This is a genomic window from Bordetella genomosp. 1, from assembly GCF_002261335.1.
GTDB lineage: Bacteria > Pseudomonadota > Gammaproteobacteria > Burkholderiales > Burkholderiaceae_B > Bordetella.
Window position 1 is genome coordinate 204,802 of record NZ_NEVL01000007.1, and the last position, 23,380, is coordinate 228,181.

Sequence of the window (23,380 nt, forward strand, 5' to 3'; positions counted from 1 at the left end):
GATCACCGTAAAATCGCCGCGATGAGCAAGCGTCCGAATTCCAAAGAAGAGCAGTCCGCCCCCAGCGGGTCCCCGTTTTTGCGATTTTTCGTCAAGACCGGCATTTTCTGTGCGGGCCTGGCGCTGTGTGGCGCATTGCTGGCCGGCATGGCGCTGGCGCTGGCCTGGCCCAATCTGCCCGACCTGCACGCCATGACCGACTACCGGCCGCGCGTGCCGCTGCGCGTCTACACGGCCGACAAGGTCCTGATCGGCGAGTTCGGTGAAGAGCGCCGCAACGTGCTTCGCTTCAACGAGATTCCCGACGTCATGAAGTCGGCCGTGCTCGCGGCCGAAGACGACCGCTTCTATCAACACGGCGGCATCGACTGGATGGGGGTGGCGCGCGCGGGCCTCACCAACCTCGTCAACATGTCCAAGACGCAGGGCGCCAGCACGATCACGATGCAGGTCGCGCGCAACTTCTATCTCTCTTCCGAAAAGACGTACTCGCGCAAGTTCTACGAACTGCTGCTCACGTTCAAGATCGAGAACGAGCTCACCAAGGACCAGATCCTCGAGCTCTACATGAACCAGATTTACCTGGGCCACCGCGCCTATGGCTTCGCCGCCGCCTCGCGCACCTACTTCGGCAAGCCGCTGTCGCAGGTCACGCCCGCCGAGGCCGCCATGCTGGCCGGCATCCCGAAGGCGCCGTCGCGCTTCAACCCGATCTCGAACCGTCCGCGCGCCGAGCTGCGCCAGCGCTACGTGCTGGGCCGCATGTATTCGCTGGGCTATCTCACCGAGCCGGAATACAAGGAAGCGATGGCCCAGCCCATCGTGATGAAGTCGGCCGAGGGCACCCCCGCCGGCGGCTATGCGATCCACGGCGAATACGTGGCCGAACTGGCGCGCCAGCTGCTCTACGGCGTGTACCAGGACAACCTGTACTCGCGCGGCATCAACATCTACACCACGGTCACCTCGAAAGACCAGGAAGCCGCCTACCGCGCCGTGCGCGAAGGCGTGCTCGAGTACACGCGCCGCGCGCCCTACCCGGGCCCGGAAGAGCAACTCGAGATGCCGGCCGGCACCGAAAGCAATCCGCAGGCCCTCGATGACTTCCTCGACGGCGTGTTCGACAAATACCCCGACAGCGCCGACCTGCTCACCGCGCTGGTGCTGTCCGCCAGCCCCACCGAAGTGAAGGTGGCGCGCAGCTCGCGCGAGATCATCTCGATCACCGACAAGAAGGCGCTCGGCGTGATCGCGCGTTCGCTCAACGACAAGGCCAAGCCCGAACAGCGCCTCAAGCGCGGCTCGGTGGTCTACATCCACAAATACAACGACGGCTGGGAAGTGATCAACATGCCGTCGGTGCAGGCGGCCTTCGTGGCCCTCGCCCCGCAGGACGGCGCGATCCGCGCGCTGGTCGGCGGCTTCGACTTCTATCGCGGCAACTTCAACCGCGTGACGCAGGCGTGGCGCCAGCCCGGCTCCAGCATCAAGCCCTTCATCTACGCGGCTTCGCTCGAGCGCGGCCTGACCCCGGGCACGCAGATCTCCGACCAGCCGTTCGAGCTCTCGGCCGCGCAGACCGGCTCCAAGGCCTGGCACCCCAAAAACTACGGCAACCAGTACGAGCCCATGCTGACGATGCGCCAGGGCCTGTACAAGTCGAAGAACATGGTCTCGATCCGCATCCTCGAGGCGATCGGCCCGCAGTATGCGCAGGAATACCTGACCCGCTTCGGCTTCGACAAGGCACGCCAGCCGGCCGTGCTGCCGCTCGCGCTCGGCGCGGGCTCGGTCACGCCGCTGCAGCTGGCCGGCGCGTTCTCGGTATTCGCCAACGGCGGCTATCGCGTCACGCCGTTCCTGATCGACAAGGTCACCGACAGCTCCGGCAAGGTGCTGATGCAGGCCCGTCCGGTGGTGGCGGGCGACGCCGCGGCGCGCGCGATCGATCCGCGCACCGCCTGGGTCGCCGACGACATGCTGCGCGGTGTCGCCACCAGCGGCACGGCCGCGCGCGCCCGCGTCATGCTCAAGCGCAACGACCTGGCCGGCAAGACCGGCACCACCAACGAATCGGTCGACGCGTGGTTCTCCGGCTACACGCCGAGCCTCGTGGCCACCGCCTGGCTGGGCTTCGACCAGCCGCGTTCGCTCGGCTCGCGCGAAACCGGCGGCGGCGCCGCCATGCCGATCTGGGTCGATTTCATGCAGGAAGCGCTCAAGGGCGTGCCCGAAGAGAAGCAACGTCCGCGTCCCGACGGCCTGCTGGCCGAGGGCGGCGACTACTATTTCTCGGAATTCCCGCCCGGACAGGCCGTGGCGCGGCTGGGGCTGCCGCAGGCGGGCGATGCGCTCGGCGACTTCCTGAACGGCCTGACCGGCCAGGAAGGCCCGATCCGTGCCGCGCCGGGCGTGGGCGCGAGCTCGTCGCAACCCTGGTCGCAGAACATCCCGTTCTGAGGTGGAGGCCGCGCCCGCGGGCGCGGCAGTCGGATCGGGTGAGCGGCCGGCCCAGGGAAACCGGGCCGGCGCAGACAGCGGGCCGGCATGCAGCCGGCCTCGTCTTTACAGCTTGACGCTGACCGGCACGCCGGCAGCCGCGGAACAGATCTGCGACAGCGCATCGGGCAGGCCCGGGCCGCCGCGCGTGTCGTTCCAGCGCTGGCCGTCGTAGCGGTAATGGAAACCGCCGGTACGGGCGGCAACCCACAGTTCCTGCATGGCCGCCTGGCTGTTGACCACGACGTGGGTGCCGTCCTCGAACACGAGGGTCAGCACATTGCCGCTGCGGGTGGCCTCGACGTCGACATCGAGCGATGCGGCCCAGTCGTCGGCCTGGCTCTCGATCGAGTCGAGCACCTGATCCACCAAGGCAAGAAATTCGGTTTCGGTCATAATCTAACCTGCAATGATTACGGAGTTCCCAGTGTTCCACATGGCTTTTGGCCGCATGGCTCTACGCATTGTAGCCACGCTTGCCGCGGCTGGCCTGCTGGCCGCCTGCGGCTACCGTGGTCCACTCTACCTGCCGAACGACGGCACGGGCAAACCGGGCCAGGGCAACGCCTCGCAGCGCAAGCCGGAACCGGCGATCAACGCCCCCCAGAACGACACCACCACCCTGCCGAACTAAGGCCTGCTTCTCATGACCGTCACGACCGCCCAGCCCGAACTGGCTGGCCATCCGCATTTCCATTACGCCAACGGCGTGCTGCACGCCGAAGGCGTCTCGCTGGCGCACCTGGCCCAGGAACTCGGAACGCCGCTCTACGTCTACTCGCGCGCCGCCCTCAAGGCCGCCTGGGACAACTACCGCGACGCCATCGGCGACCGCCCGGTGCTGGTCTGCTACGGCATGAAAGCCAACTCCAACCTGGCCGTGCTGAAGGAATTCGCGCGCCTGGGCGCCGGCTTCGACATCGTGTCGGGCGGTGAACTCAAGCGCGTGCTGGCCGTCGGCGGCGACCCCGCCAAGATCGTGTTCTCCGGCGTGGGCAAGCAGGCCTGGGAAATGCGCGAGGCCCTGCTGGCCGGCGTGAAGTGCTTCAACGTCGAGTCCACGGCCGAGCTGGCCCGTCTCTCCGAGGTCGCGCAGGCCGTCGGCCGCACGGCCCGCGTGTCGCTGCGCGTCAACCCCGACGTCGACGCCCAGACCCACCCCTACATCTCCACCGGCCTGAAAGAAAACAAGTTCGGCATCGCGATCGACGAGGCGCTCGCCGCCTACCAGACCGCGGCCTCGCTGCCCGGCCTGCAGGTCGTCGGCGTCGACTGCCACATCGGCTCGCAGCTCACCGACATCAGCCCGTATTTCGACGCGCTCGAAAAGCTGCTCGATTTGATCGACCGCCTCACCGAAGCCGGCATCCGCATCGAGCACCTCGACCTCGGCGGCGGCCTGGGCATCCGCTACACCGACGAAGTGCCGCCGTCGCCGCGCGCGCTGCTCGATCGCGTGTTCGACCGCCTGCAGGCGCGTGGCCACGGCCACCTGCACCTGATGCTGGAGCCGGGCCGTTCGCTGGTCGGCAACGCCGGCGTGCTGCTCACCACGGTGCAGTTCCTCAAGCACAACGACGCGCGCAACTTCGCCATCGTCGATGCGGCGATGAACGACCTGCTGCGTCCCACCCTGTACCAGGCCTATCACGGCGTGCGCGCCGTCACGCCGCGCGGCGGCGCGGGCAAGGTCTACGACGTGGTCGGTCCGGTCTGCGAAAGCGGCGACTGGCTGGCCAAGGAGCGCCAGCTCGACATCCAGCAGGATGACGTGCTCGCGCTCGAGTCGGCCGGCGCCTATGGCATGGTCATGGCGGGCAACTACAACACCCGCCCGCGCGCGGCCGAAGTCATGGTCGATGGCGCCCACTACCACGTGGTGCGCCAGCGCGAGACCTTCGACGATCTGCTGCGCGGCGAGTCCACGCTGCCCTGACGCCGTCGGGCGCGCGCCATGCAAAAGGCCCCGTGCATGCACGGGGCCTTGTTTTTGGGCACTCGCCGCGGCGTCAGAGCTCGCCGTAGGAGTGCAGGCCCGACAGGAACATGTTCACGCCCAGGAAGGCAAAGCCGGTGATGAGCAGGCCCACGAGCGCCCAGTAGGCCGCCATCGAGCCGCGCAGCCCCTTGATGAGGCGCATGTGCAGCCAGGCCGCGTAGTTGAGCCACACGATCAGGGCCCAGGTTTCCTTCGGGTCCCATTGCCAGTAGGCGCCCCACGCATCGGCGGCCCACAGCGCGCCGAGCACGGTGGCCACGGTGAAGAACGCGAAGCCGATCGCGATGGCGCGATACATGATGTCGTCGAGCACCTCGAGCGACGGCAGGGCCTGCGCGATGCGGCGGCGCGCCAGCAGGATGCTGCCCACGATCACCGCCCCCACGCCGCCATAGATCATCCAGGTGGCCGACAGCCCGTCGGTGCGGAACACCATCGGCTCGGCGCACAGCAGCACGCCCAGCACGAACAGCGGCGCCAGCTTTTTCCAGGAGGTGGTCTCGCCATGCTGCTTGACCAGATAGGCGAAGCCCACCATCGCGGCTAGCGAGAACGTGCCGTAGCCGATGAAGTTGGCGGGCACGTGCAGCTTCATCCACCAGCTCTTGAGCGCCGGCACCAGCGGCTGGATCTGCCCGGCGTCACGCGTGAACGAATACCAGAGCAGGAACACGATCGACGAGGAGATCACCAGCAGCACGAAGCCGCCCAGCGCGCGGGTCGCGTACTTGCGCTCGTAATAGAGATAGAACAGCGCCGTGATGAGCGCGAACAGCACGAACACCTCGTACAGATTGCTCACCGGGATGTGGCCCAGGTCCGGGCCCATCAGGTGGCCTTCGCGCCAGCGCACCAGCAGGCCGGTCGTGCCCGCGAACACCGCGCCCCACGTGAGCGCCGTGCCCAGCCACGCCGAGGTGGGGCTGACGATGCCGATCCAGTAGCAGACCGTGGCCAGCATGAACAGCGCGCACATCCACAGGATGGCCGATTGCGACGACAGCAGATACTTGAGGAAGAACACCTGCTCGGCGCGTACCAGATCGTTCTGGTAGAGCGTGAGGGCCAGCCCCACGGCCAGCGCACAGGCCACCATCAGGCGGCGCAGCGGGCGCCACAGCCAGCCCAGCCAGGTGAGCGCCGGCACGGTGCCGCACAGGATGAGCTTCTCGTAGTAGTCCATCGACTGGCTGAAGCGCGTCAGGGCATAGCCCGCGCCCACGGCCAGCAGCACGAAGAACACCAGGTCGGTCCAGTCGGGACGGCCGCGCTGCGCGCGGTTGTCGCCGGTCTGGGAAAACGTGCTGCTCCAGTTCGAATCGGGGAGCGGCGGGCGGGTGGTGGTATTCATGGCTGATCTCAAGACCGGCCCAGGCCCTTCATGGCCTGGTCGAACCGGTCGAATTCCTGATTGAAGTCCAGTGTACGCTTCTGCGAGGTCATGGCCGCCTGGACGTCGGTGCCATGGCCTTCACGGGCGGGGCTGAGCCAGACCCAGATGCGGCGGTCGCGGATATAGAACATCGAGAACACGCCGACGATCAGCAGCAGGCAGCCCAGGTACACGGCGTTCTTGCCCGGCGTGCGGCTCACCTGGAAGCCGCTGGCCTGGATGTGCTGGAAGTCGCTGAGCGCAAACAGCACCGGCGCCGGATACAGCGTGAGGTCGGACATCGCGCCCAGCGCCACCTGCTGCCAGCGGCTGGCCTGCTCGGCCTGCGGACCGGTGTCGGGCAGCGGCGGCATGCCGTTGCGTTCGCGCATGATGGCGCGCACGTCGTACATGGTGCTGCCCAGCAGGCGCAACACCACGCCGGCGGCACGCTCGGTCTCGCTCGGATCGGTGCCCTGCTGCAGCAGCTCGGCCAGCGCGCGCAGGCCACCGCTGGCGTAGGTGTCGAGCCCGCGTTGCGCGGCCGCGCTCAGGGCCTGGCGATCGGCGCCCGCAGGCAGGTTGCGCTCCACGAAGCGGCGCACCGCCTCGGCCCGCACCGTCGGATCGGCCAGCGCCGCGCGCAGCCGCAGGAACTCAGTGGGCGAGCCGTCCTCGTCGACCGGGATGCGCACGTAGCCGAAATTCTGCGCCGGGTTGTCGCGCACGCCGGCCAGCAGCACCGGCACGCCGTCGAGGTCGATCGGCAGCATGTACACGCGGTAGTCGCGCGCCTGGCCGGCCTCGTCGACCAGCTGATACTCCACCGTGGGGCCGACGTTGCGCAGGTTTTCGTTCTTGCGGCCCGCGGCGCTGCCGGTGACGGCGGCCAGATGCTCGGAGAAGTCCTGGCGCTTGGCGGCCTGCGGCCCGTTGGCGTTGATTTCCTCGACGTTGATCGGGCGCAGGTCGGTGACGCGCAGCTTCAGGCTCTGCGTGGTCTGGCCGTTGATGCGCGCGCTCAGGTCGTTGGTTTCGTCGACCGCGCCGTCCACCTTGAACGGCGCGCCGCCGCCCTGCAGCGGATAGCCGGTCAGCGTGACCTTGCTGCCGCCGTCGCCCATGTTGCTCTGGTAGACCGTCACGCCCTTGTAGCGCAGCGGCTCGTTGACCTCGATCACCGACTTGAAGCTCTTGCCCGTGTCCGGATCCGTGACCTCGACATGGCTGGCGAACCGGCTCGGCATGCCGGTGGAGTAGTACTCCACGTCGAACTTGTCGAGCTTGAGCGTGAACGGCAGCGGCTGCACCAGCACGCCATCGCCGATCATGACCAGGGCGGTGTTGCGCGCCGCGCCTTCCGGCACCAGCACGTTGGCGCGGAAGCTCGGGTTGGCGAGCGGCAGGCGGCCGCTCTGCGGCACGTCGGCGATCAGCATGTTGTCGACGATCGGCGTCTTGCCGGCAAACATCATCTGCAGTCGCACGGGCAGCTCGCTGTCGAGCAACCCGCCGATACAGATCACCACCATCGCCGCGTGGGCACAGATGTAGCCCAGGCGGTTGGCGCTGCCCTTCTTGGCAGCCAGCAGCACGCCATCGCCATCGCGGCGCTCGCGCACGGCGTAGCCCTGGCGGCGCAACAGCGACCGCACCTCGCCTTCGGTGCCGGCCACGTTCATCGCGGTCTGCGTCTGCACGCGGTGCGGGAACGCGCGCAGGCTGGAGGCGCGCACGTGCTCGCGGAACGAGCGCGCGTCGCGCAGCATCTTGGGCGCATTGCGAATCAGACAGACCGAGGTGGAGACCACCAGAAAGCCCATGATCAGCAGGAACCACCAACTGTTGTAGACGTGCCAGATCGAGAACTTGTCGAACACCTCGTACCAGAACGGGCCGAACTGATCGATGTAGTTGCTGGCCGGGCGGCCCTGCGGCAGCACCGTGCCGACCACGCTGGCCACGCAGATGAACATCAGCAGGCTGACGGCGAAGCGCATCGAGCCCAGCAGCTCGAACAGGTCACGCGGCAGGCTGCGCAGGCGGGAGGGGGAGGAAATGGCGGTTTGATTCATGAAAAAAGAGGGGCCGAGTGAGCCGGCCCCTCACATAGACAGCAAGGCCCCGGAGGGGTTCCGGGACCGGACGGGCGCGCGGCGGCGGGCCTGACGGACCGCCACCATGCTAGCGCACCCCGGCCGCGCAAACCGCCACGGCCTTGATCTAGCGCAGACCCGCCGCGTAATCCGCGACCGCCTTGATGTCGGCATCGGACAGGCGATCGGCGATCTGGTGCATGGGCTCGTTGGTGGCCCGCTCGCCGCTCCTGAACAGCTTGAGCTGCTCTTCGAGGTACGAGGGGAACTGGCCGGCGAGGCGGGGATACTGGCCCGGGATGCCGGCGCCCGTGGGGCTGTGGCACGAGGCGCAGGCCGGCACGCTGCGCTCGGGCAGGCCGCCGCGCCAGATCTTCTGGCCGCGCTCGACGAGGCTCTCGTGGCCGGCGGTGGCCGGTTGCGAGAGCGCCTGCTGGGCCAGATAGAGGGCAACGTTCTGGATATCCTGAGGGGAAAGCGGTTGCGCGACGGCGGACATCGGCGTGGGATTGCCGCCTGCGCCGAGCCGCGCCGGCAGCTTTTCGCCGTCTTTGACGCGGAAATCCTGCAGCTGCTTGACCAGGTACTCGTGGGGCTGGCCCGCGAGATTGGGATTGGCCGGGATGCTGCTGTTGCCTCCCGGTCCGTGACAGGTGATACAGGCGATGATGCCACGCGCCGCGTCGCCCCCTTGATAGAGCTGGGCGCCTTTGGCCGCATCAGGCTTGGTCGGGGCAGAGGCCCCATCAGCGGCGAAACTGGTAGTCATGACGGTGGCACCGAGCACAAGCCCGCCTGCAGCCATCATCCGGGACAGCACACGCTTCATGTAAACCTCGACGTTCGGATGTCGATTCGAGCACATTGCAGCTGCTGTTCAGCATCTGCCTGCATGCCCGACGCCTGCCCGCGCGAACGGTTCTCATACTGCTTTTGCCAGCCCCCGGCAGCTCGGCCCATGATGTCCGGCAAGCCCGCAGGTAGCCGCCCCCACGCGCGGGGACCACTGTTGCAAACGCCGGATTATACAATAGGGATCGCAATCAACCGTCCCGAAGGCAGCCCGTGTCCTTACTTCATCGCGCCTCATTCGTCATTTCGGCAGCCCAGCTCGACCAGCTGCCGCCCCCCGGTGCGCCCGAGGTCTGCTTCGTTGGCCGCTCCAACGCGGGCAAGTCCTCCGCGATCAATGTGCTCTGCAACCAGCGTCGGCTGGCCTTCTCGAGCAAGACGCCGGGCCGCACCCGGCTGATCAACATGTTCGGCCTGCCCGACCCGCTCACGCCGGGCGAGCAGCTCGGCTACCTGGTCGACCTGCCCGGCTATGGCTACGCTTCCGTGGCCCATCGCGAAAAGGAAAAGTGGGCCGACATCCTCGGCGGCTATCTGCGCGACCGCGCCTCGCTGGTCGGCATCGTGCTGCTGATCGACATTCGCCGCGGCGTGACCGAGCTCGACCGCCGGCTCGCCAATTTCATCGCCCCCACCGGTCGCCCGGTGCTGGCATTGCTGACCAAGGCAGACAAGCTGCCCTACGGCCAGCGCGTGCGCGCCGTATTCGACGTGCGCAAACAACTGGCCGACATCGGCGCCCTGCACATGGTGCCGTTCTCGTCGACCGAACGCATCGGCCTCGAAGAGGCCGGTGCCCACATCGAGAACTGGATTTCACCCAAGGTAGTGCCATGAACCCGCAGATCATCTCCGCCGCTTTCCCGAACGCCCGCCCCCGCCGCCTGCGCCGCGACGACTTCACGCGCCGCCTGGTGCGCGAAAACACGCTCACCGCCGACGACCTGATCTATCCGGTGTTCGTGGCCGAAGGCCAGGGCCTGCGCCAGCCGGTGGGCTCGCTGCCCGGCGTGACGCGCTACTCGCTCGACACGCTGCTGCCGGTGGCCGAGCAATGCGTCGAGCTGGGCATTCCGGTGCTGTCGCTGTTCCCGGTGATCGACCCCTCGCTCAAGACGCCCGACGGCATCGAGGCCACCAATCCCGACGGCCTGATCCCGCGCGTGGTGCGCGAGCTCAAGCAGCGCTTCCCCGAGCTCGGCGTGCTCACCGACGTGGCGCTCGATCCCTACACCAGCCACGGCCAGGATGGCGTGATCGACGAAGACGGCTACGTGCTCAACGAGCCGACCGTGCAGATCCTGATCCAGCAGGCCCTCACGCAGGCCGCCGCCGGCGTGGACATCGTGGCGCCCAGCGACATGATGGACGGCCGCATCGGCGCGATCCGCACCGCGCTCGAGTCGCAGGATCACATCCACACCCGCATCATGGCCTACTCGGCCAAGTACGCGAGCGCCTTCTATGGCCCCTTCCGCGACGCGGTGGGCTCGGCCACCAACCTGGGCAAGTCCAACAAAATGGCTTACCAGATGGATCCGGGCAACATCGACGAGGCGCTGCGCGAGGTCGCGGCCGACCTGCAGGAAGGCGCCGACATGGTGATGGTCAAGCCCGGCATGCCCTATCTCGACGTGCTGCGTCGCGTGAAGGACGCGTTCCGCGTGCCGACCTTCGCCTATCAGGTCAGCGGCGAATACGCCATGATCAAGGCGGCGTCGGCCAATGGCTGGCTCGACCACGACAAGGTGATGATGGAAGCCCTGCTGGCGTTCAAGCGTGCCGGCGCCGACGGCATCCTGACCTACTTCGCGATCGAAGCCGCGACGCTGCTGCGCCAGGCGCGCTGAGCCCGCGCGGGCTCAGCGGGTGGCCGGCGCCGCAGGCGCCGGCCGCAGCCCCAGCCACGTGCCCGAGAGCACGCAGGCCAGCCCCGCCAGATGCAGCAGGGTGATGCGCTCACCCAGGAAGATGGCGGCCGCGAGCAGGCCGAAGATGGGCAGCCAGTTCACGAACATCGCCGCGCGGCTCATGCCCAGGCGCGCGATGCCGGCGTTCCAGAGCAGGTTGCACACGCCCGAGGCGATCACCGCCGAAAACACCACCACCACCCAGGGCCAGAGGTCGGACGACCAGGACTCGGCGCGATAGGTGTCGGCCGACAGCGCCGCATGCAGCGTGAGCGAGATCGCCCCCACGAGATACATCCACCAGAGGATGGTGAGCGGATCCAGGGCGCGCGACACGCGCTGGATCACCAGGCCGCCGAACACGAACACGATCACGGCGAACAGGGCCAGCAGGTCGCCCGCGCCGGCCTGCGCCACCTGGCCGCCGCTGCCGGCCACCACCAGCGCCACGCCGCCCAGGCCCAGCGCGGCCGCGCCGATGCGCGACGAGGTGAGCCGCTCGCGATAGAACACCGCGGCCAGCACCACCGACCAGAGCGGGCTGGTGGCCATGATGAGCGTGGCGTTGGCCGCCGTCGTCATGCGCAGCCCGCTGACCAGCGCGATCTGGTGGGCATAGACCACCAGCACACCCGCCGCGGCCAGCCAGCCGGCCTGCGCCAGCGTGAGGCGCGGAATGCGGCCCTTCTTGAGCAGCACGAAGGCCGACACCGCGGCGAAGGCGACCACGATGCGGATGGCCGCCACCACGTAGATGTCCATCTGGCTGGTCAGGTATTTCACCGCCACCAGATTCACGCCCCACGTCGCCATCACGAGCATGAGCTGCGCGTACACCTGGCCCGTGCGGACCGGTGCGGAATCGGAAGGATGTGTGGACACGGTGTGGGCGCGCCGCGGGCGCAGGGGATGGGAGAGCTCCCATACTACCGTCAGTGCGCGAGCCGCGTCAGCACGGGGCCTGCGGGCGACGGGGGATCGGGCGCGCGCTGTTGCGCGCATGCCGCACGCCCGCGGCCCGCCCGTTGCGCGCGCAACCTTCCAGGCTTCAAGCGATGGCGCGTCAGGGAGCGAGCGCGCGATCCAGGCTGGCCTCGAAGCGGCGCGCGTCCTGGAAGCCGATCACGCGGGCATCGCCCAGCTCGCGGCCGCCGGCCGCGAAGAACATGATGCCCGGCGGGCCGAACAGGCGGAAGCGCTTGAGCAGCGCGCGGTCGTCGGCGTTGTTCGCGGTCACGTCGGCCTGCAGCAGCAGCATGCCGCTCATCTTGGCGGCCACCGCGGGATCGGTGAAGGTGAAGCGCTCCATTTCGCGGCACGACACGCACCAGTCGGCATAGAAGTCCAGCATCACCGGGCGATCGCTGCGGGCCAGCACCGCATCGAGCTCGGCCACCGAACGCACGCGCTGGAAGCCCGCCTTGGCGCCCGCGGCCTGCACGGGCGCGCCGGAGTCGCGCGCGGCCAGGTGCCCCAAGGGCTGCAGCACGTCGCGGCCACCGCTCAGCGCGCCCACCAGCCAGGCCAGCGCCAGCAGCGCCAGCAACAGGCCCAGGCCCTTGCCGAACATGCGCGCGGTGGCGCGGCCGGCCGCCACGGGCAGCGGCTCGAAGGCGCGCAGCATCACCGCCCCCACCAGCGCGAGGAAGGCCCAGCCCAGCATCTGCACCCAGGTCGGCAACACCGGAATCAGCATCCACCAGGCTGTGGCCAGCAGCAGCATGCCGAACAGCCGCTTCACGCCGTCCATCCAGGCCCCGGCCTTGGGCAGCAGGGCGCCGGCCGAGGCGCCGACCACCAGCAGCGGCACGCCCATGCCCCAGGCCAGCGCGAACAGCGCCGAGCCGCCCAGCAACACGTCGCCGGTCTGCGAGATGTAGAGCAGCGCGCCCGCCAGCGGCGCGGCCACGCAGGGGCCCACGATGAGCGCCGAGATCGCGCCCATCAACACCGCGCCGGTGACGCGGCCGCCCGGAATGCGGTTGGCCCGCTCGGTCAGGCGCGATTGCAGCGCGGCGGGCACCTGCAGGGTGTAGACGTCGAACATCGCCAGCGCCAGCAGGGCCAGCAGCACGGCGAACAGCGTCAGGATCCAGGGCGTCTGCAGCCAGGCCGCGAGGCCGGCGCCGCTCAGGCCGGCCGCGACGCCGAGGGCGGTATAGACCACCGACATGCCCAGCACATAGGCCGCGGCGAGGCCCAGGCCGCGGCTGCGCGACGGCGCGCGCGCGGCATCGCCGCCCAGCACGATGGAGGACAGGATGGGAATCATGGGCAACACGCAGGGCGTGAGCGAGAGCAGGATGCCCAGCAGCAGGAACACGCCTGCCGTCTGCAGCCAGCCCAGGCCGCCGATGGCATCGGCCAGGCCGGTGTCGCCGGCGCCGAGCAAGGCGCCCAGCCCGCCCGACGCGCCGGCGCCCGACGCAGCGGCGCCCGACGCACCCGGCACGCTGGACGACGACGCGGCGCGGGCCGGGCCCGCCAGCGCGAAGCCGCCCGCGACCGGCGTGAGCGCCACGCTGTGATCCATGGGCGGATAGCACAGGCCGGCATCGGCACAACCCTGGCTCGTCATGGTGATGCGCAGCGGCGCGCCATTGCCGCCCGAGAGTGGCACGCGGATCACGATGTCCTTGTGATAGACCTCCATGTCCTTCTCGAACGTGGGGTCGTATTTGACCTCGCCGGCCGGATACACGGCCTCGCCCAGCGTGACGGCCTGCGCCGGGTTCACGCTCAGGCCGAAGCGCTCGCGGTACATGTAGTAGCCGGGCGCCACCTTGTAGCGCAGCTCGAGCGTGTCGGGCGCCGGCAGCGCGGCACTGAACACGAATGCCTTTTCGGGATCGAGGAAGTCGGCCTCGGTGGCGGCGTGGGCGCGCGGCGCGAGCGCCAGCCAGAACGCCACCAGGACCATCAGCAACCACGTCCAGCGGAGGACGGGATCGGGACGGGACGCACGGACTCGCAACGAGGACGACATGGACAACTCTGCTCAGTCGGCGCCGGGCGCGGCGGTCTGTTCGCGCACCCAGTCGAGATAGGAGGCGATACCGCCGATCACCGGCACCACGATGATTTCGGGAACGTCGTAGGGATGCAGCCGCGCCAGCGCCTGCACCACCGCGTGATGGCCGCCGTAGGTGGTCTTGATCGTGATGGGCACCTCCTCGGCGCCCTCCACCTCGCCTTGCCAGCGATAGATGGACAGCACGGGCGCGCCGAGGTTCACGCAGGCGGCCAGGCCGTCTTCGACCAGCTCGTGCGCAATCCGTTTGGCCAGCAGCATGTCGGGCGCATTGCTGATGATCAGTACGACGTCGTCATCGCGCAACATGGACACTCCTGATTTAAGGCGGGTGCGGGGCAACTCGGGGTATTTTATCGGGAAGAGACGGGTGTCACTTCCCGCACGCCCAGGAGACCGCCAGGAGGCCGCGCCATGCCGGATTCATGCTTGTTCTGTCGAATTGCCCGGCACGAGCTGCCCGCCCACGTGGTGCACGAAGACAGCCGCACGCTGGCGTTCCTGGATATCCACCCGGTGCGGCCGGCCCACGTGCTCATCATCCCGAAGCAGCACTACCCGTATTTCGAAGACATGCCCGCCGACCTCGCCGGCCACATCGTGAACCTCGGCCAGCGCCTGGCGCGCCAGATGAAGCGCATGTACCAGGTCGAGCGCGTGGGCCTGGCCTTCACGGGCATCCACGTGCCGCATGCGCACGCCCACATCGTGCCGATGCATCATCCGCACGACATCACCTCCACGCACTACATCGCCGAGCAGGACCTGACCTTCGTCATGCCGCCCCAGGCCGATGCCGAACAGCTCAAGGCGCTCGCCGAGGAGTTGCGCGGCGCGCTCGGCGGCAACTGAGCCGGGCCCACCGCGCCGCGCGGGTACGCGTGGCTACCCTGCCCTGCAAAAGCAAAAGCGGACCACGAGGGTCCGCCTTTGCCGCTAATGCTCGACCGATTTACTCGGCGGCGTCAGCTTCCGAAGCATCCACTTCCGGACGGTCGACCAGCTCCATGAAAGCCATGGGAGCGTTGTCGCCCTGACGGAAACCCATCTTCAGGACACGGGTGTAGCCGCCGTTGCGGGCCGCGTAGCGCGGGCCGATTTCGGCGAACAGCTTGACCACGGCGTCGCGATCGCGCAGACGGGCAAAAGCCAGGCGCTTGTTCGCGAGCGTGGGCTCCTTGCCCAGCGTGATGAGGGGTTCGATGACGCGGCGCAGTTCTTTCGCCTTGGGCAGCGTGGTCTTGATCGCTTCGTGAGTGATCAGCGAAACGGCCATGTTGCGGAACATGGCGAGACGGTGGCTGCTGGTGCGGTTGAGCTTGCGAAGGCCGTTACCGTGACGCATGGTGTATTTCCTTTGAATCTAAGACGGCGTTTCCGCCATCTGGTTATCCGGTTCTTCTATCGCCTGTTGCCAGGACGCGGTCCGGTAGAAAAATTGCATCGACTGATGCGCGGTTCGTCCCGGGCGCCGGCGCCTGCCGGCGCCCGGGACATCGGCGGCGGACACATGCCCGCCACCGGGTGTTGCTTACGGGCGCTCGAGGCCCAGCGGGGGCCAGTTTTCGAGCTTCATGCCCAGCGTCAGGCCGCGTGCGGCCAGCACTTCCTTGATCTCGTTGAGCGACTTGCGACCCAGGTTCGGGGTCTTGAGCAGTTCGTTCTCGGTACGCTGGATCAGGTCGCCGATGTAGTAGATGTTTTCGGCCTTCAGGCAGTTGGCCGAACGCACCGTCAGCTCCAGGTCGTCGACCGGACGCAGCAGCACCGGGTCGATCTGCGGCGTGCCGCGGACCGGGGCTTCGTACGAATCGCCAGCGCCTTCGAGGGCGGCGAACACCGAGATCTGGTCCATCAGGATGCGGGCCGATTGGCGCACCGCTTCCTCGGGCGAGATCACGCCGTTGGTTTCGATGTCCAGGACCAGCTTGTCCAGGTCGGTACGCTGTTCCACACGGGCGCTTTCGACCGAGTAGCTCACGCGGCGAACCGGCGAGAACGAGGCGTCCAGCACGATCCGGCCGATGGTGTGGGTGCGGTCTTCCGACAGCGCGCGCACGTTACCGGGCACGTAGCCACGGCCCTTCTCGACCTTGATCTGCATTTCCAGCTTGCCGGCATCGGTCAGATTGCAGATCTGGTGATCGGGGTTGATGATCTCGACGTCGTGCGGCAGCTCGATGTCGCTGGCCAGGACGGCGCCAGCACCGTTCTTGCGCAGCACCAGCGTGACTTCGTCACGGTTGTGCAGCTTGAAGACCACGCCCTTCAGGTTCAGCAGGATGTCGACGACATCTTCGCGAACACCGGGGATGGTCGAGTATTCGTGCACCACGCCCGTCATTTGCACTTCGGTCGGCGCGTAGCCGGTCATCGAAGACAGCAGGATGCGGCGCAGGGCGTTGCCCAGCGTATGGCCGTAGCCGCGTTCGAACGGCTCCATCACGATCTTGGCGTGATTGGCGCGAACCGGTTCGACTTCAATGGAACGCGGCTTCAGAAAACCTTGAGTGGACATGTACTGATTTCCTTTTCAATACCCTCGGTTCGTTACACCGATAAGGCTGATGGAAGAGTGGGACTGCGAAAAAATCAACGATGCGGCAGCACCGTTCATTACTACCGCAAAGCCCGCCACGCCAAAAATGGCGAGGGCGGGCTGTGCGGTAAGACTTGCGCGGCTGATCGCGGGGATACAGCGCGGGCCCCGTACGAGACGGGACCTGCGGGCATCAACGCGAGTACAGTTCGACGACCATCGATTCGTTGACGTCACGAGCGACGTCAGCGCGATCGGGTGCCGACTTGAACGTACCGGCCATCTTGTTGGTGTCGACTTCGACCCATTGCGGAATGCCGATGCTCGAAGCCAGGTCCAGCGCTTCGCGGATACGGCCTTGCTTCTTGGCAGCTTCACGCACGGTGATGATGTCACCAGCCTTGACCAGGATCGAGGCGATGTCGGCGGTGTGGCCGTTCAGTTCGATGGCGCGGTGGCTCACCAGCTGGCGAGCTTCGGCGCGCGTCGAGCCGAAGCCCATGCGGTAGACCACGTTGTCCAGGCGCGATTCGAGCAGCTGGATCAGGGTCTCGCCGGTGTTGCCACGACGACGTTCGGCTTCAGCGAAGTACTTGCGGAATTGCTTTTCCAGCACGCCGTACATGCGCTTGAGCTTTTGCTTTTCACGCAGCTGCAGACCGTAGTCCGAGGTGCGGGCACCCGAGGTGCGGCCGTGCTGGCCGGGCTTGGAATCCAGTTTGCACTTGGAGTCCAGCGAGCGACGGGCGCTCTTCAGGAACAGGTCAGTACCCTCGCGGCGCGAGAGCTTGCACTTGGGTCCAGTATAACGAGCCATTTGGATTCCCTATTAGATACGACGACGCTTCGGCGGACGGCAGCCGTTGTGCGGGACGGGCGTGATATCGGCAATGCTCGAAATCTTGATGCCCAGCGCATTCAGCGCGCGCACCGACGATTCGCGGCCAGGACCGGGGCCCTTGATGCGAACTTCGAGGGTCTTGATGCCGTATTCCATCGCCACGCGGCCAGCCGTTTCGGCAGCAACCTGTGCAGCGAACGGCGTCGACTTGCGCGAGCCCTTGAAGCCCGCGCCACCCGAGGTAGCCCACGACAGAGCGTTGCCCTGGCGATCGGTGATGGTGATGATGGTGTTGTTGAAGGACGCGTGAACGTGCGCGATGCCGTCCGAGACGTTCTTCTTGACCTTTTTGCGCACGCGCGAGGCGCCGCTGGTAGAAGCTTTCGCCATAATCTATTCCTCGATTATTTCTTCAGGGACGCAGCAGCACGACGCGGGCCCTTGCGGGTGCGAGCGTTGGTGCGAGTGCGCTGACCGCGAACGGGCAGGCCGCGCTTGTGGCGCATACCGCGGTAGGTTCCCAGATCGATCAGACGCTTGATCGAGAGCTGCACTTCACGACGCAGGTCGCCTTCGACGGTGAACACGCCAACGTGTTCACGGATGCGCTCCAACTCAGCGTCGGTCAGATCTTTGACCTTTTTGGTAACGGGCACACCAGCAGCTTCGCAAATTTTGCGGGCGCGCGTACGACCGATGCCAAAAATGGCGGTCAGGCCGATCTCGGCGTGCTGTTGCGGCGGAATGTTAATGCCAGCAATACGGGCCATGACTGTTCCTTGATTTAATCCGTTGCGTACCGCTAACCAGGTTAGCCTTGACGCTGCTTGTGACGCGGGTCGGTGCAGATGACACGCACCACGCCGTGACGTTTGATAACTTTGCAGTTGCGGCAGATCCGCTTAACCGATGCCATTACTTTCATGGTTGACTCCTAATTTTCCGTAATCCGGTTCCGCATCACTTGGAGCGGAAAACAATTCTTGCTCGTGTCAGGTCATAGGGCGTGAGCTCCACTGTGACCTTGTCTCCGGGCAGAATCCGGATGTAATGCATGCGCATCTTGCCGGAAATGTGCCCTAACACCACGTGGCCGTTTTCGAGCTTGACGCGAAATGTCGCGTTGGGGAGGTTCTCAAGAACCTCGCCCTGCATCTGGATGACGTCGTCCTTTGACATTCTCTTTGCTTACCGCAGAGGCATTCCCGAGCCCTTGAAGTTGGCCTTCTTGAGCAAGGAATCGTACTGGTGCGACATCATGTAGGCCTGAACTTGCGCCATGAAATCCATCGTCACCACAACGATAATCAACAGGGACGTTCCACCAAAGTAGAACGGTACGTTCCAACGCATCACCAAGAATTCCGGCAGCAGGCACACCAGCGTGATGTAGAGGGCACCAGCCAGCGTGAGACGCATCAGAATCTTGTCGATGTAACGCGCGGTTTGCTCACCAGGACGAATGCCCGGGACGAACGCACCGCTCTTCTTCAGGTTATCTGCCGTTTCGCGGCTGTTGAACACCAGAGCCGTGTAGAAAAAGCAGAAGAAGATGATCGCGACCGAATAAAGCGTGATGTAAAGCGGTTGACGAGGTTCGAGCGCAGCAGCCAGGTCGCGCAGCCACAGCATGCTGTTGCTGCTCGAGAACCAGCTCGTGACCGTGGCCGGGAACAGAATGATCGACGATGCGAAGATCGGCGGAATCACCCCTGCCATGTTCAGCTTGAGCGGCAGATGCGAGCTCTGACCACCATAGACCTTGTTGCCCACTTGGCGCTTGGCGTAGTTGACCGTGATCTTTCGTTGACCACGTTCGACGAACACCACGAACGCCGTGACCAGCACCACCAGAGCGACGATGAAGAGGGCCGAAACCACCGACATCGCATTGGTACGCACCAGGTCGAGCAGACCCGCCAGCGCCGTGGGAAGACCCGCGACGATACCGGCAAAGATCAGGATCGAGATGCCATTGCCCAGACCACGTTCGGTGATCTGTTCACCCAGCCACATGACGAACATGGTGCCGGTGACCAGGGTCACCACGGTGGTGAAGCGGAAGATCATTCCCGCATCGATCACCAGACCAGGTTGCGATTCCAACGCCACCGAAATGCCCACAGCCTGCACCAGCGCCAGCAAAACCGTGCCGTAGCGGGTGTATTGGGTGATCTTGCGCCGGCCGGCCTCGCCCTCTTTCTTGAGCGCTTCCAGCGACGGCACCACCACCGACATCAACTGCATGATGATGGATGCCGAAATGTACGGCATGATCCCCAGGGCAAAGATCGAAAAGCGCGAAAGCGCACCGCCCGAGAACATGTTGAACAGGCCCAGGATCCCGCCCTGGTTCTGGCGGAACAAGTCCGCCAGCGCGTCCGGATTGATGCCCGGAACAGGGATGTGAGTACCGAGACGGTAAACCACGAGGGCGAGAATCAGGAACACGAGACGGCGCTTGAGATCGCCGTACCGCGAACCGGATTTGCCCAGTGCCTGCGCATTAGCCACGCGTCACCTCGCTATCAAGCAAGCGAACCGCCCGCGGCTTCGACAGCGGCGCGAGCGCCGGCCGTTGCCGTGATGCCGCGAAGCACCACTTTGCGCGAGAGTTCACCCGACTTGATGACCTTGGCGTAACGCACGCTTTGGCCAACCACGCCAGCCGCCTTCAGGGCCTGGACGTCGACTTCTTCGACGGTCAGGGCCTGCAGATCGGAGAGGCGCACTTCGGCGTACAGATGCTGACCGAGCGGGGTGAAACCACGCTTGGGCAGACGACGCTGCAGCGGCATTTGACCGCCTTCGAAGCCAACCTTGTGGAAACCGCCCGAGCGCGACTTCTGGCCCTTGTGACCACGGCCGGCGGTCTTACCCAGACCCGAACCGATACCACGGCCGACGCGGCGCTTGGCATGCTTGGAGCCCTCAGCGGGCTTCAGCGAATTGAGTTGAATATCCGACATCGTGATTCCTTAGGCTTCCGAGACGGTCACGAGGTAATCCACTTTACGGATCATCCCGCGCACTTCGGGCGTGTCGACCAGCACGCGGCTGCTGTTGAGACCGCGCAGACCCAGGCCGCGAACCGTGTCGCGGTGGGATTGCTTGGTACCGATCACCGAGCGCACGAGCGTAACTTTGATCTGTTTCTGAGCCATGATTTACCCCAGGATCTCTTCGACGGACTTGCCGCGCTTGGCAGCAACTTCCGCCGGAGTCAGGGATGCGCGCAGACCGTTCAACGTGGCGCGAACCATGTTGTAGGGGTTGCTCGAGCCGAGGCTCTTGGCAACCACGTTACGCACACCCATCACTTCGAAAATAGCGCGCATCGGGCCGCCGGCGATAACGCCAGTACCTTCAGCGGCCGGCGAGATCAGCACCGTCGAGGCGCCGTGCTTGCCCACAACGGTGTGGAACAGCGTGCCGTTCTTCAGAGCAACCTTGAACATGCCGCGGCGGGCCTGTTCCATCGCCTTCTGGACCGAGACCGGCACTTCACGCGCCTTGCCCTTGCCCATGCCGATGCGGCCGTCGCCGTCGCCAACCACGGTCAGCGCTGCGAAGCTCATGGTGCGACCACCCTTCACAACCTTGCTGACGCGGTTGACCGCGATCATTTTTTCGCGCAGGCCGTCGTCGTTCTCTTTTTCCGCGGCGCCCTTGCCTTGTACTTTAGCCATTTGACAGATCCTCGCTTAGAACTTCAGGCCGGCTTCACGCGCGGCATCGGCCAGCGCCTTGACGCGGCCATGGTAACGAAAGCCCGAGCGATCGAAGGCAACCAGTTCGATACCGGCGGCCTTGGCCTTTTCGGCAACACGCTTGCCCACCAGGGCGGCTGCGGCGGCATTGCCACCGGCACCCGACTGGCCAGCCAGTTGGTTGCGCACTTCGGCTTCCAGCGTCGAGGCGCTGACGACCACACGATCGCCTTCCGGCGAAATGATGTTGGCGTAGATGTGCAGGTTCGAGCGGAACACCGAGAGGCGATGAACGCCCAGCTGGGTGATCTTCCGACGAGTCGGAACTGCACGACGCAAACGGGATACTTTTTTGTCCATGATTCGTCCTTGCGTGCGCCGTTATTTCTTCTTGGTTTCTTTGATGACGACGCGTTCGTCCGAGTAACGCACGCCCTTGCCCTTGTAGGGTTCGGGTTCGCGGTACGCGCGGATTTCAGCGGCCACCTGACCGACGACTTGCTTGTTCGGGCCCTTGATGACGATTTCCGTCTGGGTCGGGCATTCGGCCTTCACACCGGCGGGCAGCTTGTGCACGACGTCGTGGGAGAAACCGAGCTGCAGCTTGACGGCTTCGCCCTGGATCTGGGCACGATAGCCCACGCCCACGAGGTTCAGCTTGCGTTCGAAGCCCTTGCTCACGCCGGTCACCATGTTGGCGACCAGAGCGCGCACGGTGCCCGACATGGCGTTGGCGTGACGCGAATCGTCGGCGGCGGCAAACGTCAGCTTGCTGCCTTCCAGAACGACATTCACGTCACCGGTCAGCGCCTGGTTCAGCGTGCCCAGCGGGCCCTTGACGGTGATCTGGTCCTGCTGGATGTTGGCTTCAACACCCTTGGGCAGTTCGACCGGATATTTAGCGATACGCGACATTAGAATTTCTCCTTAGGCCACGTAGCACAGCACTTCGCCGCCCACGCCATTGGCGCGAGCCTTGCGGTCGGTCATCACGCCGCGCGAGGTCGAAACGATAGCCACACCCAGGCCGTTCATGACCTGAGGAATGCTGGTACGGCCCTTGTAGATACGCAGACCAGGGCGCGAGACGCGTTCGATGCGCTCGATGACCGGACGGCCGGCGTAGTACTTCAGGGTGATCTCGAGTTCAGGCTTGGCCTGGGTACCCTTGATCTCGAAGCCATCGATATAGCCTTCATCTTTCAGCACAGTGGCGATAGCCACTTTGAGCTTCGAGGAGGGCATGTTCACCGTGACTTTGTCGACTTGCTGCGCATTGCGAATGCGGGTCAGCATATCGGCGATGGGATCGCTCATGCTCATATTCGTTCTCCTACCAGCTGGCCTTGGTCATGCCGGGCACTTCGCCCTTCATGGCCATTTCACGCAGTTTGTGACGGGTCAGGCCGAACTTGCGGAACACACCGCGCGGACGACCGGTGACCACGCAGCGATTGCGCTGGCGAGTCGGGTTGGCATTGCGCGGCAGCTGTTGCAGCTTGAGCCGAGCTTGGTAACGTTCTTCGTCGGTCTTCGACTGGTCGTCGATAATCGCCTTCAATTCGGCGCGCTTGGCAGCGAACTTGTCTGCCAGCTTGGCGCGCTTGATGTCGCGATTGATGAGGGAGAGTTTAGCCACGTCATCAGCCCCTTAGTTACGGAACGGGAAGCTGAAGGCCGTCAACAGCGCCTTGGCTTCTTCGTCGGTCTTGGCGGTGGTGGTGATGCTGATGTTCAGCCCACGCAGCGCGTCGATCTTGTCGTACTCGATTTCGGGGAAAATGATTTGCTCTTTCACCCCGATGTTGTAGTTGCCACGGCCGTCGAACGCACGACCCGAGATGCCGCGGAAGTCACGAACGCGCGGCAGCGCGACCGCAACCAGGCGATCCAGGAATTCGTACATGCGTTGACCACGCAGCGTGACCATGCAACCGATCGGGTAGTTTTCACGGATCTTGAAACCCGCGATAGCTTTGCGCGTCTTGGTGATGACGGGCTTTTGACCGGCGATCTTGGTCAGGTCCGAGACAGCGTGCTCGATGACCTTCTTGTCGGCGACCGCTTCCGAGACACCCATGTTCAGGGTGATCTTGGTGATGCGGGGCACTTCCATGACGCTTTTGTAGCCGAACTTGGCTTGCAGGTCGCCAGCGACCTTGCTCTTGTAAAACTCTTGCAAACGAGACATGTCTTTCGCCCCTTACGCCTTGGCGCCGACCACGGCACCATTGGAACGGAACACGCGAACCTTGCTGCCGTCTTCTTCGATCTTGATACCGACGCGGTCGCCCTTGCCAGTCGCAGGATTGAACAGCGCGACGTTCGAGATATGGATCGGGAGCGTCTTTTCGACGATGCCGCCGGGGTTGTTGGCCATGGGATTGGCCTTCACGTGCTTCTTCACGACGTTCACGCCTTCGACCAGAACGTGGTCGGCGTCAACGCGGGCCAGCACGGTGCCGCGACGGGTCTTGTCGCGGCCAGTCAGAACGATGACTTCGTCGCCTTTACGGATCTTGTTCATCGTG

The 23,380-nt window shown here is 65.5% G+C and carries 30 protein-coding genes; 6 read left to right on the plus strand and 24 right to left on the minus strand.

Going from position 1 to position 23,380, the window contains the following annotated elements:
• The first annotated feature begins 21 nt into the window (after positions 1-21).
• Positions 22-2,460 (plus strand): penicillin-binding protein 1A, encoded by a 2,439-nt coding sequence (locus CEG14_RS25150; protein WP_094829156.1) that lies wholly within the window; start codon positions 22-24, stop codon positions 2,458-2,460.
• Positions 2,461-2,565: 105 nt separating this feature from the next.
• Here the strand turns inward: CEG14_RS25150 and cyaY are convergent, their stop codons facing one another.
• Positions 2,566-2,895: an iron donor protein CyaY gene (gene cyaY, locus CEG14_RS25155; protein WP_094829157.1), complete on the minus strand. Its 330-nt coding sequence runs from the start codon at positions 2,893-2,895 to the stop codon at positions 2,566-2,568.
• A 55-nt stretch (positions 2,896-2,950) separates the two neighbouring features.
• On the opposite strand from cyaY, the gene lptM reads away from it, so the two are divergent.
• Positions 2,951-3,133: an LPS translocon maturation chaperone LptM gene (gene lptM, locus CEG14_RS25160; protein ID WP_255032053.1), complete on the plus strand. Its 183-nt coding sequence runs from the start codon at positions 2,951-2,953 to the stop codon at positions 3,131-3,133.
• Between the two features lie 12 nt (positions 3,134-3,145).
• A complete protein-coding gene (gene lysA / locus CEG14_RS25165; protein WP_094829158.1) occupies positions 3,146-4,435 on the plus strand; it encodes a diaminopimelate decarboxylase in 1,290 nt (429 codons plus the stop codon).
• Between the two features lie 73 nt (positions 4,436-4,508).
• Here the strand turns inward: lysA and ccsB are convergent, their stop codons facing one another.
• From ccsB to CEG14_RS25180, 3 genes are all read right to left on the minus strand, one after another.
• Positions 4,509-5,849 (minus strand): c-type cytochrome biogenesis protein CcsB, encoded by a 1,341-nt coding sequence (gene ccsB, locus CEG14_RS25170; protein WP_094829159.1) that lies wholly within the window; start codon positions 5,847-5,849, stop codon positions 4,509-4,511.
• A gap of 8 nt (positions 5,850-5,857) precedes the next feature.
• Entirely contained in the window at positions 5,858-7,945 is a 2,088-nt protein-coding gene (locus CEG14_RS25175) for a cytochrome c biogenesis protein ResB (RefSeq protein ID WP_094829160.1), read from the minus strand.
• 148 nt (positions 7,946-8,093) lie between these two features.
• Positions 8,094-8,795 (minus strand): c-type cytochrome, encoded by a 702-nt coding sequence (locus tag CEG14_RS25180; RefSeq protein WP_094829161.1) that lies wholly within the window; start codon positions 8,793-8,795, stop codon positions 8,094-8,096.
• 236 nt (positions 8,796-9,031) lie between these two features.
• On the opposite strand from CEG14_RS25180, the gene yihA reads away from it, so the two are divergent.
• Positions 9,032-9,655 carry a ribosome biogenesis GTP-binding protein YihA/YsxC gene (yihA, locus tag CEG14_RS25185; protein ID WP_094829162.1) on the plus strand — a complete coding sequence of 208 codons (624 nt, stop codon included), beginning with the start codon at positions 9,032-9,034 and terminating at the stop codon, positions 9,653-9,655.
• Entirely contained in the window at positions 9,652-10,668 is a 1,017-nt protein-coding gene (gene hemB / locus CEG14_RS25190; RefSeq protein ID WP_094829163.1) for a porphobilinogen synthase, read from the plus strand. The genes yihA and hemB overlap by 4 nt, the downstream gene beginning before the upstream one ends.
• Before the next feature lie 12 nt (positions 10,669-10,680).
• Here the strand turns inward: hemB and CEG14_RS25195 are convergent, their stop codons facing one another.
• The 3 genes from CEG14_RS25195 to cutA all read right to left on the minus strand — a co-directional run bounded on the left by CEG14_RS25195 (position 10,681) and on the right by cutA (position 14,068).
• Complete coding sequence (locus tag CEG14_RS25195; protein ID WP_094831167.1) at positions 10,681-11,550, minus strand: DMT family transporter; 870 nt, start codon at positions 11,548-11,550, stop codon at positions 10,681-10,683.
• 241 nt (positions 11,551-11,791) lie between these two features.
• Complete coding sequence (dsbD, locus tag CEG14_RS25200) at positions 11,792-13,714, minus strand: protein-disulfide reductase DsbD (protein WP_094829165.1); 1,923 nt, start codon at positions 13,712-13,714, stop codon at positions 11,792-11,794.
• A gap of 12 nt (positions 13,715-13,726) precedes the next feature.
• Positions 13,727-14,068, minus strand: coding sequence for a divalent-cation tolerance protein CutA (gene cutA, locus CEG14_RS25205; RefSeq protein WP_094829166.1), 342 nt, complete (start codon positions 14,066-14,068; stop codon positions 13,727-13,729).
• Positions 14,069-14,173: 105 nt separating this feature from the next.
• On the opposite strand from cutA, the gene CEG14_RS25210 reads away from it, so the two are divergent.
• A complete protein-coding gene (locus CEG14_RS25210; protein WP_094829167.1) occupies positions 14,174-14,611 on the plus strand; it encodes an HIT family protein in 438 nt (145 codons plus the stop codon).
• A gap of 100 nt (positions 14,612-14,711) precedes the next feature.
• On the opposite strand, the gene rplQ is transcribed toward CEG14_RS25210, so the two are convergent.
• The 17 genes from rplQ to rplX form a co-directional block, all read right to left on the minus strand.
• Positions 14,712-15,104, minus strand: coding sequence for a 50S ribosomal protein L17 (gene rplQ, locus CEG14_RS25215; protein ID WP_094798019.1), 393 nt, complete (start codon positions 15,102-15,104; stop codon positions 14,712-14,714).
• Positions 15,105-15,290: 186 nt separating this feature from the next.
• On the minus strand, positions 15,291-16,277 hold the full coding sequence (locus tag CEG14_RS25220) for a DNA-directed RNA polymerase subunit alpha (protein ID WP_094829168.1): 987 nt from the start codon (positions 16,275-16,277) through the stop codon (positions 15,291-15,293).
• Positions 16,278-16,491: 214 nt separating this feature from the next.
• Positions 16,492-17,115: a 30S ribosomal protein S4 gene (rpsD, locus tag CEG14_RS25225; RefSeq protein WP_094829169.1), complete on the minus strand. Its 624-nt coding sequence runs from the start codon at positions 17,113-17,115 to the stop codon at positions 16,492-16,494.
• Positions 17,116-17,127: 12 nt separating this feature from the next.
• A complete protein-coding gene (gene rpsK, locus CEG14_RS25230) occupies positions 17,128-17,529 on the minus strand; it encodes a 30S ribosomal protein S11 (RefSeq protein WP_003806930.1) in 402 nt (133 codons plus the stop codon).
• Positions 17,530-17,543: 14 nt separating this feature from the next.
• Complete coding sequence (gene rpsM, locus CEG14_RS25235) at positions 17,544-17,909, minus strand: 30S ribosomal protein S13 (RefSeq protein WP_025514374.1); 366 nt, start codon at positions 17,907-17,909, stop codon at positions 17,544-17,546.
• A gap of 41 nt (positions 17,910-17,950) precedes the next feature.
• The gene (gene rpmJ / locus CEG14_RS25240) at positions 17,951-18,064 is read right to left on the minus strand and encodes a 50S ribosomal protein L36 (RefSeq protein WP_003806928.1); all 114 of its coding nucleotides are present in this window, start codon (positions 18,062-18,064) and stop codon (positions 17,951-17,953) included.
• Positions 18,065-18,099: 35 nt separating this feature from the next.
• A complete protein-coding gene (gene infA, locus CEG14_RS25245; protein ID WP_003806927.1) occupies positions 18,100-18,318 on the minus strand; it encodes a translation initiation factor IF-1 in 219 nt (72 codons plus the stop codon).
• Between the two features lie 9 nt (positions 18,319-18,327).
• Entirely contained in the window at positions 18,328-19,653 is a 1,326-nt protein-coding gene (gene secY / locus CEG14_RS25250) for a preprotein translocase subunit SecY (RefSeq protein WP_094829170.1), read from the minus strand.
• 14 nt (positions 19,654-19,667) lie between these two features.
• On the minus strand, positions 19,668-20,108 hold the full coding sequence (rplO, locus tag CEG14_RS25255) for a 50S ribosomal protein L15 (RefSeq protein WP_094829171.1): 441 nt from the start codon (positions 20,106-20,108) through the stop codon (positions 19,668-19,670).
• A gap of 9 nt (positions 20,109-20,117) precedes the next feature.
• On the minus strand, positions 20,118-20,303 hold the full coding sequence (gene rpmD, locus CEG14_RS25260) for a 50S ribosomal protein L30 (RefSeq protein ID WP_094798024.1): 186 nt from the start codon (positions 20,301-20,303) through the stop codon (positions 20,118-20,120).
• Between the two features lie 3 nt (positions 20,304-20,306).
• Positions 20,307-20,828, minus strand: coding sequence for a 30S ribosomal protein S5 (gene rpsE, locus CEG14_RS25265; protein ID WP_094798025.1), 522 nt, complete (start codon positions 20,826-20,828; stop codon positions 20,307-20,309).
• 15 nt (positions 20,829-20,843) lie between these two features.
• Positions 20,844-21,209, minus strand: coding sequence for a 50S ribosomal protein L18 (gene rplR / locus CEG14_RS25270; protein WP_094829172.1), 366 nt, complete (start codon positions 21,207-21,209; stop codon positions 20,844-20,846).
• A gap of 21 nt (positions 21,210-21,230) precedes the next feature.
• Positions 21,231-21,764: a 50S ribosomal protein L6 gene (rplF, locus tag CEG14_RS25275; RefSeq protein WP_094829173.1), complete on the minus strand. Its 534-nt coding sequence runs from the start codon at positions 21,762-21,764 to the stop codon at positions 21,231-21,233.
• Between the two features lie 12 nt (positions 21,765-21,776).
• Entirely contained in the window at positions 21,777-22,172 is a 396-nt protein-coding gene (gene rpsH / locus CEG14_RS25280; protein WP_094798028.1) for a 30S ribosomal protein S8, read from the minus strand.
• Between the two features lie 10 nt (positions 22,173-22,182).
• Positions 22,183-22,488 carry a 30S ribosomal protein S14 gene (gene rpsN, locus CEG14_RS25285; protein WP_094829174.1) on the minus strand — a complete coding sequence of 102 codons (306 nt, stop codon included), beginning with the start codon at positions 22,486-22,488 and terminating at the stop codon, positions 22,183-22,185.
• A 12-nt stretch (positions 22,489-22,500) separates the two neighbouring features.
• Complete coding sequence (gene rplE / locus CEG14_RS25290) at positions 22,501-23,040, minus strand: 50S ribosomal protein L5 (protein ID WP_094829175.1); 540 nt, start codon at positions 23,038-23,040, stop codon at positions 22,501-22,503.
• 12 nt (positions 23,041-23,052) lie between these two features.
• Positions 23,053-23,376, minus strand: coding sequence for a 50S ribosomal protein L24 (gene rplX, locus CEG14_RS25295; RefSeq protein ID WP_094829176.1), 324 nt, complete (start codon positions 23,374-23,376; stop codon positions 23,053-23,055).
• Positions 23,377-23,380: the final 4 nt, after the last annotated feature.